Origin of the sequence: Pseudooctadecabacter sp. (assembly GCF_965657175.1) — a bacterium.
Lineage (GTDB): Bacteria > Pseudomonadota > Alphaproteobacteria > Rhodobacterales > Rhodobacteraceae > Octadecabacter.
Genome location: NZ_CBFHNH010000014.1, coordinates 15,596 through 33,274, shown reverse-complemented (window position 1 = coordinate 33,274; position 17,679 = coordinate 15,596). Strand labels below are relative to the sequence as shown.

Sequence of the window (17,679 nt, the reverse complement as noted above, 5' to 3'; positions counted from 1 at the left end):
CGCGACGATAATCTTGAATTTTGCATCGTTGACGTTCACGTCAAAGGGAACGACGCTTTGACTGGAGGACCCCAGATGACCGATGCTTATATTTACGACACCGTGCGCACGCCGCGCGGCAAGGGCCGCAAGGACGGATCGCTGCATGAAGTGACGTCGGCCCGATTGTCCGCCGGTGTTCTGAACGCGCTGAAAGAGCGCAACAACCTTGAAGGTCACGCCGTGGAAGACGTGATCTGGGGCAACGTCACGCAGGTGAAAGAACAGGGCGGGTGCCTTGCGCGGACGGCGGTGCTGGCGTCTGATCTGGACCAATCCATTCCGGGCCTTGCGATCAACCGCTTTTGTGCATCGGGGATGGAGGCTGTGAACCTGGCCGCCAACCAAGTGAAGGGCGGCGCGGGCGATGCCTATATCGCAGGCGGCGTGGAGATGATGGGCCGCGTGCCCATGGGGTCCGATGGTGCGGCGATTGCCGTCGATCCCTCCATCGCGATGGAGACGTATTTCGTCCCGCAAGGCATTTCTGCCGACATCATTGCCACCGAATACGGGTTCTCCCGCGATGATGCGGACCTGCTGGCCGCAGAATCACAAAAGCGCGCCAAAGCCGCGTGGGATGACAACCGCTTTGCCAAATCCATCGTGCCTGTGCGCGACCAAAACGGTTTGGAAATCCTCGGCCACGACGAATACATGCGCCCCGAAACGGACATGCAGTCCTTGGGTGGGCTGAAAGCCGCGTTCAAGGACATGGGTGAAATGATGCCCGGCTTCGACAAGATCGCGCTGATGAAATACCCCCATCTGGAGCGGATCAACCACATCCACACCGCCGGTAACTCGTCCGGTATTGTGGACGGTGCGGCAGGCGTTTTGATCGGGTCAAAAGAATATGGCGAGCGCATGGGCCTCAAGCCCCGCGCGCGCATCCGTCAGACGGCCAAGATCGGCACCGATCCAACCATCATGCTGACAGGTCCCGTGCCTGTGACCAACAAAATCCTCGAAGACAGCGGCATGTCCATCAGCGACATTGACCTGTTTGAGGTGAACGAGGCGTTTTCGTCCGTCGTGCTGCGCTTCATGCAGGCGTTTGATGTGGACCATTCCGTTGTCAACGTAAACGGCGGGTCCATCGCCATGGGCCACCCGCTGGGGGCGACCGGTGCGATCATCATCGGCACGCTGCTGGATGAGTTGGAACGGTCCGACAAAGAGGTCGGCCTTGCCACCTTGTGCATCGCATCCGGCATGGGTGCGGCGACCATCATTGAACGCGTTTAAGGAGCATCTGATATGACTGATTTTACAATGAAAACAGATGCGAGCGGCGTTGCGACCATCACTTGGGACGTGCAAGGCAAATCCATGAACGTTCTCAGCCTTGAGGGCTGGGAGGAGCTGGATGCTTGCGTCACCGAGGCGTTGGCCGATGACGCGGTCAAAGGCATCGTCATCACGTCTGGCAAAGACACTTTTGCGGGCGGGATGGATCTGAACATCATCGCCAAGATGAAAGCATCAGCGGGGGATGATCCGGCCAAGGGCCTGATGGACGGGCTGATGAAATCCCACGCCATCCTGCGCAAGATCGAACGCGCTGGCATGGACGCAAAGACCAACAAAGGCGGCAAGCCCATTGCAGCCGCCCTGCCCGGCACGGCGCTTGGCATCGGTCTGGAAATCCCGCTGGCGTGCCACCGGATTTTTGCCGCCGACAACCCGAAGGCCAAGATCGGCCTGCCTGAAATCATGGTCGGCATCTTCCCCGGCATGGGCGGCACCACGCGCCTTGTGCGCAAGATGGGTGCCATGGCGGCCTCCCCTTTGTTGCTTGAGGGCAAGTTGAACGACCCCAAAAAGGCCAAGGCCGCAGGTGTCATAGACGAGGTGGTTGATGATCCGGTCGCGGCGGCGAAAGAGTGGGTTCTGTCAGAACCCAAGATCGTCAAGCCATGGGACGAAAAGGGCTACAAAATGCCCGGGGGTGAGCCGTATCATCCTGCGGGGTTCATGACCTTCGTGGGCGCGTCCGCCATGGTGAATGGCAAGACGATGGGTGTTTACCCTGCCGCCAAGGCGCTGCTGTCTGCCGTTTACGAAGGCGCGATGGTGCCCTTTGACACGGCCCTGAAGATTGAGGCGCGCTGGTTCACCAATGTGCTGATGAACCCGTCCTCCGAGGCGATGATCCGGTCGATTTTCATCAACAAGGAAGCGCTGGAAAAGGGCGCGAACCGTCCCGACGTGGCCGACCAGAAGGTCAAGAAGGTCGGCGTTCTGGGTGCGGGCATGATGGGGGCTGGTATCAGCCTCGTGTCGGCATTGGCGGGGATTGAGGTCGTGCTGATTGACCAAACGCAAGAGGCCGCCGACAAAGGTAAGTCCTACACCACCGCCTATATGGACAAGGGCATCGCCCGCAAAAAGGCCACCGAAGAGAAGAAAGAGGCGGTGTTGGGCCTGATCAACGCCACCACGGACCTCGAGGCTCTCAAAGACTGCGACCTGATCGTCGAGGCGGTGTTCGAAGACGTGGGCGTGAAGGCCGAGATGACCAAAAAGGTCGAGGCGATCATCGGCGACGACGCGATTTTTGCCACCAACACGTCGACCTTGCCGATCACGGAACTTGCGAAGGCCTCTGTGCGGCCTGAACAGTTCATCGGCATCCACTTCTTCTCGCCCGTGGACAAGATGCTGCTGGTGGAAATCATCCGCGGTAAGGAAACAGGCGATGTGGCGGTGGCCAAATCCCTCGACTTTGTGCGCCAGATCCGCAAGACGCCGATCGTTGTGAATGATGAACGTTTCTTCTACGCCAACCGCTGCATCCTGCCATACGTCAACGAAGGCGTGCGCATGGTGCAAGAGGGTGTGGAGCCCGCGTTGATCGAAAACGCGGCCAAGCTGGTGGGGATGCCTTTGGGGCCCTTGCAGCTGACCGATGAAACATCGATCGATCTGGGCGTCAAAATCGCCAAGGCCACCAAAGCCGCCATGGGCGATGCCTACGATGACACCGCGGATGAGCTGATCTTCTGGATGGCCGATGAGGGGCGTCTGGGCCGCAAGGCGAACGCGGGCTTCTACGACTACGACGAAAAAGGCAAACGTCAGCTTTTGTGGTCCGGTCTGCGCGACCGCTACGACGTGAAGGACGACCAGCCTGAACTGGTCGAGGTGCAGCATCGTCTGCTGTTTGCCCAAGTTCTTGAGGCCGTGCGCGCGCTGGAAGAGAACGTGTTGATGGACATCCGCGAAGGCGACGTGGGCGCCATTCTGGGCTGGGGCTTTGCGCCATGGTCAGGTGGCCCGTTCAGCTGGCTCGATATTCTTGGGGCGCCCTATGCCGCCGCACGCTGTGATGAGCTGACGGAAAAGTTTGGCGATCGTTTCGCCTGCCCTGCCCTGCTGCGGGACATGGCCGACAGCGGCCAGTCCTTCTATGGCCGGTTTGGCACGGGGTCCGACAGCAAAGCCGCTTAGACTTCGTGAATAATGCGTGAAACGCCGCCCCACCCTAGGGGCGGCGTTTTGCGTTTGAGGGCCGCGCGGCTAGAAAAAAGGAATATTACACCTTTTTTGCGGAGCCCTTTATGATGAAACAGATTGCCCTTCCCCTGACAATTCTTGGCCTCATCGCCTGTTCCGGACCATCGCAGGCGCAATTTAGCGGGCAGGTTGTTTTGCAACCGGCGGGCTGTCAGGACGTCGGATCCTGCACCATCGCGGAAAACTTCGGCTTCACCGATCAATACGGCGTCGGCTGGGAGGCCGATGCGGGGTTCCGCACGGATGGGGCCTCCATCCCGAAATGGGCGCAGCGGTTTGCAGGTGTCCCGTTTGACCCCAGCTATGTGCTTGCGGCGGTCTTGCACGACTGGTATTCGAAATCCGAACGCCCCGTGCGGGGCTGGTTTCAGACCCAGCGGATGTTTCATGAGGCCCTGCTGGCCACAGGCGTGTCCGAAAGCCGCGCGGCACTGCTTTATGCGGGGGTGCTGATCGGGTCGGGCAAATGGATCAATGCGATTGCCAGCAAGCCCTGCCCGACGCTGGACTTCTGCGTCAACGGCGTGGTCACCGAACAACGTCTGGTCCGGTTGCCTGAGACATTTGGCACCAACGATTACGCGACAGACTACGCCACCATGGCCGCGCGGATCGAGGCGGAGGGATTGACATCGCAAGCACAGATCGAGGCCCTCGCACGGGAAGTGCGGCCCGATGACATCTATCTGTTCAACCCCTCGGGATCGATCATGGATGAGAACAGCAGCGAAATCTGAACACGCGTAGGACGGCCCCTTGGACAGAACGAAGCCCTGACCTTGTTGCCAAAGTCAGGGCCCAAGACACCCGCCCCGTTCTGGGGGAAGGGACAGCTGTCTTTGTCGTGGATCGGGCCCCTCGCGTGTGCGGGCCGCCAGCCTGTGGCCTTTAGGCCGCGCAGACCGCCATTTTGAAGGCTGCGGCAGGTGCTGTGCTGCCAACCTCGGCCATCATGTAATCGACCAGATCATCGGCCTCATCCAAGGACAGCACGTCATAGCCTGACGTGGGGGCCGCCGTCAGGTCGGCCTCGGCGCGGCACAAGAACAAAGCGCCGATGTTGGCGAAGACGATTTCGTCTTGTTCAAAATGCAGTTGGATCACTTCGACCCAAGCATCCGGGCGGGACTGGGTGATGCCGCGCAGACCATCAAGGGAGGTCGCGGGGATCAGGGCAAAGGGGTCGCCTGTCATCTCTTCGGCCAGATCGCTTTCGATCATGACGGGCTGGTGGGGCAGGATCGTCATCGGCTCACGGTTGCCAAGGGCACCGGCGGGCACGGCCATGGGCCAGCTTGCGATGTCGGTGGTGTCGGCCATCAGGACATGACGGGTAACGGAGACGACTGTTTGCAGACCGCCATCAAAGGTCAGAACCTGCGTGCCGGCCTTGATCGTTTCAACGCGCGCCCAGCCGGAGCCCGTGGCGACCTTGGTGCCCGCGACCATGCCGGACGTCCGTGCATCCAGTTTTGGCAGCGGTGCGTCAGATCCAGCGGCAGTGTTCCACGTGGCGGTATTCCAAGCAAACATATCATCATCCCCAAATTTTTCTTTTTTATCCGACGTCCCTGGCAGGGGGCGTCAGTAGCAACAAAACCATCTGGAGTGATTCCCAAGACCGACCTTGGCCGACAAAGCGGCATCTTTGGGGCATTGGACAAGGTTAACGGGAAATGAACTGGTAAACGGTCGATTAACCACAAATGCGGAAACAATCGGGGACGTCGGGGCGGGGAATTACGCCGGATCGAACGCATATCCGTGGGCTGCAATGTCTGGCGCGCAGATATCCGCCAGCCGTTTTGCATCGGCCTCGGTATAGAACGACCGCCAATCGCGGGCACGGTCACTGGCATTGGCATGGGGCAGTTGCGGGGTGAAACCCAAGTGGGCCGCAAGGGGGGCCACGTCGTCTTCAAAGTGTTCCAGCCGGATATAGAGGTCCGCATGCACCTGCCCTGCCCCGTCGGTCATGTAGTGGCTGTAAGGGCTGGCCTGAAAAGTGCGCTGTGTCAGGTCGGTGTTCAGAAAGCGGCTAAAGTCACAGGTTTGCGCCAGCGTCACAGCGGGATGGTCAAAGGTTTGGGTTTGCAGCCAGTGGTAGTAGCTGACCATGCGGTCCCACGGGTTGCGCACGAGGGTGAAGGTAAACAAATCGGCCATGTCCACGCGGCTGATCAGCCCTTCGGCATCGGCCAGTGTGCTGTGTTTCCAAAGCCGACCCGCCGTTTTCACATCCCTAAGCCGTCCGCGCCGTTTGATGGCTTTGGGCGTGTCGCCCACCATGATGTCATCCGCTTTGGCCCGATCCTCAAGCGCCAAGGCCATAGAGGTGCCGCCGGTTTTGGGGATGTGCACAAAGATATAGCCCCGCCCGCGTGAGACGATCATGACGACCTCAGCGCGATGATGATACCTGACAGAATGATCAAGGCGATCCCGATGAGGGCGATGACGCCCAAGGTCTGCCCCCACATCAGCCACGCAAAGAGGCTGGCGAAGACGATCATGGAATATTCATTGATCGACACGTAAGACGCCTCGCCCAACTGATAACCCCGCGTCAGCAACAAGACCCCGGCGATGGACCCGACCGCTTGGGTTGCGATCACAGCCCATGTCGCCCAGTCCGGCGTCACATAGCCCCGGTGCAACCAGCCCGCAGCCCCGGCGGGGGCGTCCACAGGAAAGACCGTCAGCACGCCCAGACCAATCGCACCGAAGGCCCCCAGAATGGCGATGTAGGTAAAGGTCATGACCATAGTGCCCTCGCCCTCGCACCACACACGGGTCCCGATGGCGGAGATCGCGTAGAACAGCCCCGCAAGGATCGGGGTCAGCGACAGCCATGTCAGGCCGCCGTCCTCAGGCCAGACGACCATCAGCGCGCCCGCAAAGCCAAGGACCACCGCCACAGCGCGGAAGATCCCGATGGTCTGGCCGCGAAACAGCACAGAAAGGATTTGCACAAAGATGGGCGCTGTCAGAAAGCCTGCGACGACCACGCCGATGGGCAGGAAGGCCAGACAGCCAAAGTAAACCAGCAAGGCAAAGGCGTTGAAGAAGTTGCGCAAGATCACGTAGCGCGGACGACGTGCCCTCAGGCTGACAAGCCCCAAAAGCGCCATCGCAAAGATCAGCCCGATGGCCACAATGGCACGCAGGGTCTGAAACACCCACAGCGACGACATTTCGGTGACGATCACGATCAGATTGTCGGTCGCGGCCAGCACGAACATCCCCGTAAGGGTACACAAAGTAGACAGAGCCGGACGGGTGGTTTGCATGGGGCGAGGGTGGCGATTTCGGCGACTGCGTGCAAGCACAGATGCGACGTTTTGCAGACCGGCGGCACCGCGCGCCTTTTTGAGGTTTGACATTTACGCGCAGGCGGGGAACCTAATGTCTGACATTTGACACCATCGCTTCGGGAGGGCGGCACATGGGCTGGATGAAAGACGAGACCGGGCTGGACAAAACGCCAGCCAATTACGTGCCCCTGACCCCGCTGAGCCATCTGGCGCGGGCGGCCAAAGTGTTTACCGACCGTGAGGCGCTGGTCTATGGCAATATGCGCCTGACCTATGCGCAGTATCATGCACGGGTCAGCCAGCTGGCCTCGGCGCTGCAGATGGCGGGGGTGGCGCCCGGTGATGTGGTGGCGACGCTGTTGCCCAATGTGCCCGCACAGGCGGAGGCGCATTTCGGGGTGCCCGCCTGTGGGGCGGTTCTGAATACCATCAACATCCGGCTGGATGTGGACACCATCGCCTATATTTTCGACCACGGTGGGGCCAAGGTCGTGTTGTGTGACAGCCAGTTCCTGCCCGTCTGCATGGCCGCGATTGATCTGATGGAGGGCGAGGCCCCGCTGGTCGTCGAAGTGCCCGACACCCAAGCCGGTGTGCCCGAGATCGGCGAACAGATTGATTACGAGACCTTTCTGGCCGCAGGCGATCCTGCGTTTGACTGGATCATGCCCGAGGATGAATGGGAGAGCCTTGCGCTGAACTACACCTCCGGCACGACTGGCAGGCCCAAGGGGGTCGTGTACCATCACCGCGGCGCATACCTGATGACGGTTGGCACGCCGGTGACATGGCGGATGACACTTTATCCGGTGTTTCTAACCATCGTGCCGCTGTTTCATTGCAACGGCTGGAACCACACCTGGATGATGCCGATGATGGGCGGCACGGTTGTGTGTTGTCGCGATATTTCGGCCAAGGCCATTTATGATGCCATTGCGGACGAAGGGGTCACGCATTTCGGCGGCGCGCCCATTGTGTTGAACCTGTTGGTCAACGCGAAAGACGACGAGCGCCGCGATTTTGACCACACGGTTGAGGTCTTTACCGCAGGCGCGCCCCCTGCCCCCGCCACCTTGGCCGCCATCGGCAAGCTGGGGTTTCATGTCCAACAGGTCTACGGGCTGACGGAGACTTACGGCCATGTCACCGAATGTCTGTGGAACGCCGATTGGGACGCTCTGCCGCAAGACGAACAGGCCGCCATTAAGGCGCGTCAGGGTGTGGCCTTTCCACAGATGGAGGACATCACCGTTATGTCCGACGCCATGGAACAGGTGCCCATGGATGGGGCCACCCAAGGGGAAATCGTCATTCGCGGCAATTCGGTCATGAAAGGCTATCTGAAAAACCCTGAGGCCACGGCGAAGGCTTTTGCGGGGGGCTATTTCCATTCCGAGGATTTGGCGGTGCAACACCCTGACGGGTCCATGCAGATTGCGGATCGGGCCAAGGACATCATCATTTCGGGGGGGGAGAATATCTCATCCGTGGAAGTGGAAAGTGCGCTGATGGGGCATCCTGATGTGATGCTGTGTGCGGTGGTGGCGATGCCCGACGACAAATGGGGCGAGGTGCCTTGCGCCTTTGTGGAATTGAAAGAGGGCCGCGACGGGGATGAAGCTGCGTTGATTGCCTTTACGCGTGAAAGGCTGGCGGGGTTCAAATGCCCCAAGAAAGTGGTGTTCGGGGAATTGCCCAAGACATCGACCGGCAAAATCCAGAAGTTCGAATTGCGCAAGACGTTGGCGTGAGGGGCCAAATCCTGTGACAGGATTTGCCCCCCGCGCGGGGCTGTCATTTTCGCACCGCCCCCCTATAGTGTGACGAAACCGGAGGCAGAGCAGGCCCCAGATGGCATCGCAACACACGGCACTGACAGAATTTTCCCGATTGGAGAGCGGCGGGCTGTGGCGTGCGGCACCAGATGCGCAACTGCGTGAGGTTCTGGTGTCTTTCGGGGCCGCGACCTTGGTCATTTCTGACACCGCCGGACGACCCCTGACCCATTGGTCCCTGCCTGCGGTGTCGCGGGTCAATCCCGGTGTGCGACCTGCCGTCTTTTCGCCCGATGCAGGGGCGACCGAAACCCTTGAGATCGAAGACGATCTGATGACCGACGCCATGGAAAAGGTCCGCAAGACCGTGCGCCGCAGACGCGCACGGCCGGGGCGGTTGCGCAGTTTGGGTGTCATTGCCACGGTGGCGGCAGTTCTCGGCTTGGGCGTCTTTTGGCTGCCCGATGCGCTGATCCGCCAGACCATGTCCGTGGTCCCGCAGGTCAAACGCGCCGAGATCGGGGCCACGCTGCTGGGCCATATTCAACGGATGACGGGACAGACCTGTCGCAGCACCTTGGGTGCGGAGGCGCTGGCCAAGCTGCACCGCCGCACTTTGGGGGCTGAGGCGGGCGGTCAGGTCTTTGTGGTGCCGTCGGGGTCTGAGATCAGCCTGTATCTGCCGGGTGGTCTGATCGTGCTGAACCGCGATTTGATCGAGGACACCGAGGACCCTGCCGTGGTGGCAGGCCATGTCATTGCCGCCGCAGGGCAGTTGCGCGCCGAGGATCCCTTGGCGCGGCTGTTGCAGGCCACGGGGCTGGGCACGACGTTCACTTTGCTGACGACCGGTGACATCGCACCTGAGACCTTGCGCGGCTACGCCGAAACCCTGCTGGCCGATCCACCCCCACGGGTGTCTGATGCGATTTTGCTGGATTTGTTTGAGGCAGCGTCGCTGCCATCGACCCCCTTTGCCTATTCCGTGGACATCACCGGTGAAACCACCTTGGGCCTGATTGAGGCCGACCCCATGCAGGGCCGCGATGTCCTGCCGGTTTTGACCGATGCGGAATGGATCAGCCTGCAGGGCATTTGCAGCTAAGATCCTGTGTCAGTGCGAAAACGAAAAAGGGCCCCGCATTTGGCGAGGCCCTTTGATCGGTTTGTGGTGTCCGGATCAGCGGCGGGTGAAGGCCCCGCCGTAGCCCGCGCCACGGGCGGTGCCCAAGGCCGATTGCAACTGCTGTTCGCTGCCGAACGGACCGGCCAGAACCATGCGCAGTTGGCGGCCATTGTTTTCAAACACGCCGATCCGCATGGGCAGGCCACGGGACCGCAAAGCGCGCGCGGCGGCCTGTGCCTGATCACGGCTGGCGAAGGTGGCGACCTGTACATAGCGGTGGCCCGAGATCGCCTCACGCCTTGGGGCGGGGGCCACGGCGCGGGTGGTCGTCTGCGGCGTGGCCTGCACCTGCGCGCGCGGCTGGGTGGCGTAGCGCACAGTGCCGGCGGGGACCACATTGGTGGTCGGCAGACCGCGTTGCGTATTCAACCGCCCATCAGACCAGACACGGGCGTAGCCGTGGGGGACCGTGATATTCGCGGCAGAGACGCCGCGCGTTGGGTTGGAATAGGGCGCGGGCTGCTGGCCCAGCAAGGCCGCGACCGTGTTTTGGGGCTGAAGCTCCCCCAAGGTGCGCGCTTGGGCGCGGCCGACCGTTTGAACTGCACCGCCACCCGAAGGCGACAGCGCCTGCGGGCCACAGCGCACAGGCAGGCCTTCGACCGTACCGACCGCGCCGTAAGCGCAGGTCGCGCCCACTTGCGTGTTCACACCCGGCACAAAGGTCGCACCGGGAGGGGCATCAAGTGGGTTGGAATAGGGCCGTGTGGTCGTGGCCGCCCGTGTGGCGACAGGGGGCACAAAGACGCTGCCCGGTGCCGCATCGAGAGGGTTGGAATAGGGCCGCTGCGGCGCGTTCAGATCAGCGCGCAGCTGTTCCAGCGACAGACCGCCGGACCGCGGTGCCGCACTTGCGATGGTGCGTCCGCGCAGACGTTCGCCGCAATCAAGAGGCTGGCCTGTCGTGGCGCTGACGAATTGCAGGCCACGCGTTTCCACGGCGGCGCAGGCCTCAGCCAGCGAAAACCGTCGCTGTGCGGGGGCCACGGGTGTGGGGGCCGGTGTTGGAGCGGCGACAGGGGCCACGACGGTCGCGGTTTGCACGGGGGCTGTTGTGCCGCCACAATCGATGGGCTGGCCGGTTCTGCGGCTGACAAGATTGGGCTGGATGCCCGTGCGGCCTGCGCAGGCTTCGGCGCGGGTGATGGTGCGCGGCTGCTCGGCTGCTGGTTCAGGCGTGATGACGCGTGGCGATGGGCTGGCCGTGACCACAGGGGCCGGAGCAGCTGCGGGTGCAGGTGCGGCATTGGCAGGGCGGGCTGTCAGCGGGTTGATCGAACCGGCGGTTGAGGTCGGCAAGCCGAGCCGCGCGGTGGCGGGGGGCGTGGCGACAGGGGCCGGGGCGGGTGTCGGGGCAGCAACCGGGGCCGGTGCCGCTGTCACGACCGGTGCGGGGGCTGGCGTGACCTCATCTCGTGGGGCAAGGCCCGCGACGGGTGTGTCCAACGGGTTGGGCACGTCTGCGATCGGTGCTGTGCGCGTGGCACCTGCGACCTGTGTCGGCTGGAAGCCGCACAGCTGTTCGCGCGACCGCGACACACGGGGGACCCAGTTGACGGTGCCGCCGATGCCTGCGCGCACGAAGACACAGCCACGGCTGTCCACGTATTGGTTGCCGGTGTAAGACGACGGCGGAAATTCCGCCGGTCCAGTCGCATCGCGCAGCGCTTGCGCCGACGCCTGAGCCCCCAAAACAAGCGCCACGGCAGTGACGGTCGAGAACACGACGGATCGTTTTTTGAAAAACTGCATATTTGCCCCCACAAGATATTGTGGAAGCATGCAGAACAATGCCTAGGAAGTAAAGGAATTGTTGCCCTTATTTAGTGCCAAACATGCGATCGCCCGCATCCCCTAGTCCTGGCACAATATATCCATTGTCATTCAAGTGACTATCCACTGCGGCGGTCACGATGGGCACGTCGGGGTGCGCCTCTTTCATGGCAGCGATCCCTTCGGGGGAGGCCAGAAGACACAGGAATCGGATGTCTTTTGCGCCCGCTTTCTCAAGCAGATCAATCGCCGCGATCGACGAATTGCCCGTGGCCAACATCGGGTCCACGGCGATGACCATGCGGTCCTCAAGATGATCGGGGACTTTGAAATAATATTGCACCGGCTGCAGGGTTTCTTCGTCACGGTAGAGGCCCACAAACCCGACACGGGCCGACGGGATCAGTTCCAACATGCCGTCCAGCAGACCATTGCCCGCCCGCAGGATGGAAATCAGGGCCAGTTTGCGGCCCTCCAACGTGGGCGCTTCCATCGCTTCCATAGGGGTTTCGATGGATTTCGTGGTCATGGGCAATTCGCGCGTGACCTCATAGGCCAGAAGCTGGCTGATTTCGCGCAGAAGCTGGCGGAAGACCGCAGTGGGCGTGTCTTGGTCGCGCATCAGCGTCAGTTTGTGTTGCACCAGCGGGTGCGTGACATGGGTCAGGTGCGGCAAGGTCGTCATTGGGTGTCCAGTCGTTTGGCAATTTTGGTGCGGGTGGCGGCGTCGCAGAAGGCGGCGTCGAGGGCGGTTTGATTGAGGGCTTTGAAATCATCCTCATCCCAGCCGAAGGTCTGGGCCAGCATGTCGAATTCGCGGGTCATGGTGGTGCCGAAAAACGGCGGATCATCGGTTGAGACGGTCACTTTGACGCCCGCGTCGCGCAGTTTGGCGATGGGGTGCTGTGGCCAATCGCCCGAGGCTTTGAGGAACACGTTGGAGCCTGGGCAGACCTCAAGCACCACGCCGTGTTCGGCCAGTTGATCCACCAAAGCGGGGTCTTTGATGGCGTTGATGCCGTGGCCGATGCGGGCCACGCGCAAATCGCGCAGGGTGTCTGCGACCATGTCCGGCCCGCCCCATTCGCCTGCGTGACAGGTCAACGGCATCCCGGCCTCTCGCGCCATGTCGAAGGCATAGGCGTAATCGCCCGGACGGCCCACCATTTCGGCCCCTGCCATGCCAAAGCCGGTGATGAAATCGCCAAAGGTTTCAGCCGCGCAGAGGGCGGCGGGTTTGGCGGCGTCGGGGCCGAAGTGGCGGATGCAGGTGACGATGGCGCGCAGCGTGATCTGGTCGTCCATCTCATCGGCGGCCTGTTTCATCGCGGCCATATAGTCGCGCCAAGCGGCCAGATCACCGCCGCCGCAAAAGTCGGGGCTGACGAAGGTTTCTTGATACACGACGCCGTGGGCCGCACTTTCTTCGAGCACCGCGCGGGTCAGACGGTAGAAATCTTGCGGGGTCTGAAGGGTCGTGCAGGCGGCCTCATACACCTTTAGGAAGTGATCAAAGTCGCGATAGGCATAGGTGCCGTCGGCGTTGAAAATACCGGAAATGTCGATGGATTTTTCCTGTGCCAGCCCACGGATGAAGGCGGGCGGCGCGCAGCCCTCAAGGTGGGTGTGCAATTCGACTTTGGGCAAAGACTGATAGGTCATAGGAAAGAAGTTCCGTTGTATGAGGGGACGCCCAGATGCGCCGCGACGGAGGCTGCCACATCGACAAACGCCACATGGCCAAGGGTGCGCTGTCCTGCGCCGTGGATCAAGACCGGCACCCGTTCGCGGGTGTGATCGCCGCCCGTCCATGTGGGGTCGTTGCCATGGTCAGCCGTGACGATCAGCAGGTCATGGGGCCGCACTTTGGGCAACAGCTGGCCAAGGGCTGCGTCGAACCATTCCAGATGTCGCGCATAGCCTGAGACATCGCGGCGGTGGCCATACAGGCTGTCGAATTCCACGAAATTGGCGAAGACCAGCCCGCCTGCGGGGGCGGTGTCGATCATGTCGGACAGGTGGTCCATGAGGGTCGCGTCGGCGCCTTTGCGGACCTCATCAATGCCGGACATTGAGAAGATATCCCCAATCTTGCCAATGGCTTGCACAGATCGGCCTGCGCCTTGAACCCAGTCGCACAAGGTGGGGCTGGGCGGGGCAATGGCATAGTCATGGCGGTTGATCGTGCGTTCGAATGCGCCGTCCGTCCCTACGAAGGGCCGCGCGATGACGCGGCCGACTTTCATGTCGTGCAGCATGGGGGCGAGGGCCTCGCAAAGCGTCAAAAGACGGTCCAAGCCGAAGTGGTCCTCATGGGCGGCGATCTGCAAGACGCTGTCCACGGAGGTGTAGCAGATGGGCCAGCCGGTTTTGACGTGCTCGGCCCCGAAGGTGTTGATGACCCCTGTGCCGGAGGCGTGGGCGTTGCACAGGATGCCGGTCGTGCCCGCCAATTCGCAGATGCGCGCGGTGACGTCCGGCGGGAATGCGGGGGTGGTTTTGGGGAAGGTCGTCCAATCCCACGGGACGGGCACGCCGGCCAGTTCCCAATGGCCCGACGGGGTGTCCTTGCCCATGCTGACCTCGGTCGCGACGGCAAAGGCACCGGTGGGCGCGGGCCAGCCAAGGTCGAGGCCGGTGGCCAGTTTGATCGCCTCCCCTGCCCCCATGGCGTTGAGAGTGGGGATGTTCAGCGGGCCGCTGCGCCCGTCCTCGGCCTGTCCTGCAGCACAGGCCTGTGCGATGTGGCCCAGCGTGTTCGCGCCTGTGTCGGGCGTGTCGTCATTGAAGAACTTATGCGCGTCGGGCGCGCCGCCGATGCCGACGCTGTCGATGACCAGAAGAAAGGCGCGGGCGTCGGTCATGGGTCGATCCGTTCACGGATAAGATCGGGAAGGTCGGGGGCTGCATCCGCGATGGTGATCGCGTCGAGGATTGCGCGGGCGGCCTGTTCGGCGCTGGCCTCATCCGCGGCGTGGATCGTAGCGATGGGGTCCCCACGGGATACTTTGCGGCCCAAGTCCACCACGTCGGACAGGCCCACGGCGGGGTTGATGCGGTCGGTTTCGACCTGCCGCCCGCCGCCCATGCGCACCACGGCCAGGCCCAGAGCCTCGCCGTCAATCGCGGTGACATATCCGTCGCGCATGGCGGGCACGTCGCCCACCACGGGGGCCTTGGGCAGGTGGGTGTGCCAGTCTTCGGCGATATCGGGCGGTCCGCCCATGGCGCGGACCATGGCGGCGAAACAGACCATGGCGTGGCCTGAGGAAATGGCGGCGGCGACCCTCTCCTCGGCTTCGCCTTCAGAGTGACCCGCCAGCGCCAGAAGACGCCCGGCCAGCGCCACGGTCACGTCATGCAAACGGGGGGCGGCGGCGCGGTTGCCGGACAACAGTTCAAGGCAAACGGCCACTTCGGTGGCATTGCCAAGGGCCGGGGCCAGCGGCTGCGACATATCGGTGATGAAGGCGGCGGTGGGCGTGCCTGCGCCATTGGCGGTAGAGGCCAGCGCGCGCGCCAGCGTGGCCGCGTCTTCGGGCGTTTTCATAAACGCCCCGCTGCCGGTTTTCACATCGAGGATCAGACCGTCCAGACCGGCGGCCAGTTTCTTGGACAGGATCGACGCGCAGATCAAATCAACGGACTCAATCGTCGCTGTGACGTCCCGAATAGCATATAACCGTCTATCTGCAGGTGCGATGGATTTGGTGGCCCCGACGATGGCGCAGCCGATATCGCGGGTGATTTTGCGGAAATTGGCGGTGGTCTGGGTGGTGCTGAGGCCGGGGATGGAGTCGAGTTTATCCAGCGTCCCGCCGGTGTGGCCAAGGCCCCGCCCCGACACCATGGGCACGAAGACATCGCAGGCCGCCAAGGCGGGTGCCAGCAGCAGCGACACTGGGTCCCCCACCCCGCCGGTCGAATGTTTGTCGAGGACGGGACCGCCCAGGTCCCATGACAAGACCTCCCCACTGTCGCGCATTCCGGTGGTCAGCGCCACGCGGCCTTCGTCTGACAGGCCGTTCAGGCAGACGGCCATGGCAAAGGCACCGGCCTGTGCGTCGGACACGTCGCGCGTGGCCAGCCCCCCCGCGAACCACGCCAATTCATCCGCCGTGGGCGTATCGCCCCGCCGAACTTTGGCAATGATCGTGCGCGCATCCATGGATCAGGTGCGATCCATGTGGGAGGCATCGAACCGGCCAGGCAGCAGATCGGCCACGGTCATCTGCAAGGTCGCGCCGTCGGTGGTGGCCATGGTCACGACCACATCCGGCCCCGCAAATTCCGCGATCTTCTGGCGGCACCCACCGCAAGGGGGCACGGGGGCTGGGGCGTCGGCGATCACCGCGACCTCAGCAATCTCACGCGCGCCGGTGGCGCACATGGCTGCGATCGCCCCCGCTTCGGCGCAGGTGCCTTCGGGGTAGGCCACGTTTTCCACGTTGATCCCGGTGAAAACCGTGCCGTCAGCGGTGCGCAGGGCCGCGCCGACCTTGAAGTTGGAATAGGGGGCGTAGGCGTTTTCACGCACGGCGCGGGCAGCGTCGAGAAGGGACATGGGGGCAGCTCCTGTGTTGGTCAGATTTGTCGCAACCCGTGGCCCCAAGCGCAAGGGGGAACCGGACAGGCGGACCAAGGGTTAAGCACGAAAGGAGATCAACATGCCCAACACATTGCGCGTGGCGGAAGCCAATTTGAACCTCGATCCGCATTACGATGCGGACGCCCCTATGACCGAAGTGCAGGCCGCAAAACTGCAAAAACTGTGCGACAAACTGGATGAGCCGTTTGATGCAGCATTGAACCAGCAACAGGCGATGGAACGCATCCGCCTGCTGGAAGATCAGGCGGATTAAGCAGTTGTGCTGAAGGCACCCGGCAAGGAAACCTCAAGCAATTCAAGGTCTTCGGTCGGGTCGGCATAGCGGGTCATCAGCCCCGGCGGGATGACGAAGGCATCGCCGGGTTCCAACCGGTGGGGGTCCTTGCCCTCACCCTGCAGCGTCATGGCGCCCTCCATCACGAAGGTGAAATGAATGTCGGCATCATGGCGCGTCCATTCTGGCGTGCCCTGCCCGCGACGGATGACCTGAACGCCTGCGACGGATTTTGTGGCGTCGTTGATGGTGGTGTCGCGGGCGATGAACCCTTGCAGGCGGAACGGATGCCACGGGGCGTCTTTACCAACATTGTGCACGAACCTTTGCCCCTGCCATTCGCGGTCGGGGCGATGGTGTGGGGTGGGCAGGGTCATGTCGTGGTCGATTTCAGTGACGTGTTCTGCTGGGACGCCGATTTCGATGACTTCGATGCCGTCCGAGGCCTCCAACACGCGGTGGCGGATTTCGGGGGGTTGGATGAAACAATCGCCTGCGTGCAGGCGGATGGGGCCGCCTTGGTCTTCGTAAACCACATCGACCCAGCCGCGATAACAATAGATCAGCTGAAACCCGACCTTGTGGAAATGCACCATATCGGGAACCGGTCCGCCATCGGGGATGCGGATGTGGGACGCGATGATGGACCCGCCGAGCCGTGTGGGGATCAGATCACGGTAATGCATCCCCGCGCGGCCAATGACCCATGGCGCTTGATCGGCCAGACGGCGCACCACAAAGGCGTGGTCCGTTTGCGGCATCTGCAACGGCGGATCGAGGGGGGCGATATCAACGCGCGTCCCGCCAGGTGAGGTCAGCTGCCCATCGGTCCACGGTGTATCGGTGAGAATGCGGATGTGACCGGCGGGCGCTTGGCTGGACTGATCCAGCCTTACACGCAGGCCGTGTCCGGAGAAGACCGCGACGCTGGGGTCATCGGCGGGATAGATCGTGTCCATCCGCATCTTCAACGTTTTGGTGAAAAACCCGATGTCTGCGGTCAAATCAGCGGTGGGCAGGCACACTTCGGCGCGAATATCAGCATTTTCCGTCATTTGCGCAGGGTGTTGTGCGCTAACAGGAATTGCAAGAGCCCAATGCACCTGTGTATGACAGACGAATTGACCTTAGGTCGCAAAAAGTAGTTTAACGTTAAACCACTTCGTGCGACCCCATCCAAACCGAACAGA

At 62.2% G+C, this 17,679-nt stretch carries 16 protein-coding genes; 6 read left to right on the top strand and 10 right to left on the bottom strand.

All coding sequences use genetic code 11. The features are described 5' to 3' along the window. Window positions 1-75: 75 nt before the first annotated feature. The 3 genes from ACTG36_RS12050 (at window position 76) to ACTG36_RS12040 (ending at window position 4,295) form a co-directional block, all read left to right on the top strand. The gene (locus tag ACTG36_RS12050; RefSeq protein WP_375281474.1) at window positions 76-1,287 is read left to right on the top strand and encodes an acetyl-CoA C-acetyltransferase; all 1,212 of its coding nucleotides are present in this window, start codon (window positions 76-78) and stop codon (window positions 1,285-1,287) included. A gap of 12 nt (window positions 1,288-1,299) precedes the next feature. Next, on the top strand, window positions 1,300-3,492 hold the full coding sequence (locus tag ACTG36_RS12045) for a 3-hydroxyacyl-CoA dehydrogenase NAD-binding domain-containing protein (RefSeq protein ID WP_375281473.1): 2,193 nt from the start codon (window positions 1,300-1,302) through the stop codon (window positions 3,490-3,492). A gap of 110 nt (window positions 3,493-3,602) precedes the next feature. Next, complete coding sequence (locus ACTG36_RS12040; protein ID WP_439142454.1) at window positions 3,603-4,295, top strand: DUF1353 domain-containing protein; 693 nt, start codon at window positions 3,603-3,605, stop codon at window positions 4,293-4,295. Window positions 4,296-4,446: 151 nt separating this feature from the next. Here ACTG36_RS12040 and ACTG36_RS12035 read toward each other — a convergent pair whose 3' ends face one another. The 3 genes from ACTG36_RS12035 to ACTG36_RS12025 all read right to left on the bottom strand — a co-directional run bounded on the left by ACTG36_RS12035 (window position 4,447) and on the right by ACTG36_RS12025 (window position 6,800). Continuing rightward, the gene (locus ACTG36_RS12035) at window positions 4,447-5,091 is read right to left on the bottom strand and encodes a Hint domain-containing protein (protein WP_375281471.1); all 645 of its coding nucleotides are present in this window, start codon (window positions 5,089-5,091) and stop codon (window positions 4,447-4,449) included. 207 nt (window positions 5,092-5,298) lie between these two features. Next, window positions 5,299-5,952, bottom strand: a complete 654-nt coding sequence (locus ACTG36_RS12030) for a sulfotransferase family 2 domain-containing protein (RefSeq protein ID WP_439142452.1) — start codon at window positions 5,950-5,952, stop codon at window positions 5,299-5,301. Beyond that, window positions 5,949-6,800, bottom strand: coding sequence for a DMT family transporter (locus ACTG36_RS12025; RefSeq protein WP_375281484.1), 852 nt, complete (start codon window positions 6,798-6,800; stop codon window positions 5,949-5,951). Before ACTG36_RS12025 ends, ACTG36_RS12030 begins: the two co-directional genes overlap by 4 nt. Window positions 6,801-7,003: 203 nt before the next feature. Here ACTG36_RS12025 and ACTG36_RS12020 point away from each other — a divergent pair, with 203 nt between their 5' ends. Both ACTG36_RS12020 and ACTG36_RS12015 read left to right on the top strand, forming a co-directional pair. Then, window positions 7,004-8,623 (top strand): AMP-binding protein, encoded by a 1,620-nt coding sequence (locus ACTG36_RS12020; protein ID WP_375281469.1) that lies wholly within the window; start codon window positions 7,004-7,006, stop codon window positions 8,621-8,623. 100 nt (window positions 8,624-8,723) lie between these two features. Continuing rightward, window positions 8,724-9,752, top strand: a complete 1,029-nt coding sequence (locus ACTG36_RS12015; RefSeq protein ID WP_375281468.1) for a hypothetical protein — start codon at window positions 8,724-8,726, stop codon at window positions 9,750-9,752. Between the two features lie 75 nt (window positions 9,753-9,827). Here the strand turns inward: ACTG36_RS12015 and ACTG36_RS12010 are convergent, their stop codons facing one another. From ACTG36_RS12010 to ACTG36_RS11985, 6 genes are all read right to left on the bottom strand, one after another. Continuing rightward, complete coding sequence (locus ACTG36_RS12010) at window positions 9,828-11,585, bottom strand: SPOR domain-containing protein (RefSeq protein WP_375281467.1); 1,758 nt, start codon at window positions 11,583-11,585, stop codon at window positions 9,828-9,830. A 67-nt stretch (window positions 11,586-11,652) separates the two neighbouring features. Continuing rightward, on the bottom strand, window positions 11,653-12,291 hold the full coding sequence (gene upp, locus ACTG36_RS12005; protein WP_439142449.1) for a uracil phosphoribosyltransferase: 639 nt from the start codon (window positions 12,289-12,291) through the stop codon (window positions 11,653-11,655). Beyond that, window positions 12,288-13,268, bottom strand: a complete 981-nt coding sequence (locus tag ACTG36_RS12000) for an adenosine deaminase (RefSeq protein WP_375281465.1) — start codon at window positions 13,266-13,268, stop codon at window positions 12,288-12,290. Before ACTG36_RS12000 ends, upp begins: the two co-directional genes overlap by 4 nt. Next, the gene (locus tag ACTG36_RS11995) at window positions 13,265-14,470 is read right to left on the bottom strand and encodes a phosphopentomutase (RefSeq protein WP_375281464.1); all 1,206 of its coding nucleotides are present in this window, start codon (window positions 14,468-14,470) and stop codon (window positions 13,265-13,267) included. The genes ACTG36_RS12000 and ACTG36_RS11995 overlap by 4 nt, the downstream gene beginning before the upstream one ends. Next, complete coding sequence (locus tag ACTG36_RS11990) at window positions 14,467-15,774, bottom strand: thymidine phosphorylase (protein WP_375281463.1); 1,308 nt, start codon at window positions 15,772-15,774, stop codon at window positions 14,467-14,469. Before ACTG36_RS11990 ends, ACTG36_RS11995 begins: the two co-directional genes overlap by 4 nt. 3 nt (window positions 15,775-15,777) lie before the next feature. Next, window positions 15,778-16,170, bottom strand: a complete 393-nt coding sequence (locus ACTG36_RS11985) for a cytidine deaminase (protein WP_375281462.1) — start codon at window positions 16,168-16,170, stop codon at window positions 15,778-15,780. Window positions 16,171-16,273: 103 nt separating this feature from the next. Between ACTG36_RS11985 and ACTG36_RS11980 the strand changes: the two genes are divergently transcribed. Then, window positions 16,274-16,468, top strand: a complete 195-nt coding sequence (locus tag ACTG36_RS11980; RefSeq protein ID WP_375281461.1) for a DUF3072 domain-containing protein — start codon at window positions 16,274-16,276, stop codon at window positions 16,466-16,468. On the opposite strand, the gene ACTG36_RS11975 is transcribed toward ACTG36_RS11980, so the two are convergent. Next, window positions 16,465-17,544, bottom strand: coding sequence for a cupin domain-containing protein (locus ACTG36_RS11975; protein ID WP_375281460.1), 1,080 nt, complete (start codon window positions 17,542-17,544; stop codon window positions 16,465-16,467). The genes ACTG36_RS11980 and ACTG36_RS11975 overlap by 4 nt on opposite strands. Window positions 17,545-17,679: the final 135 nt, after the last annotated feature.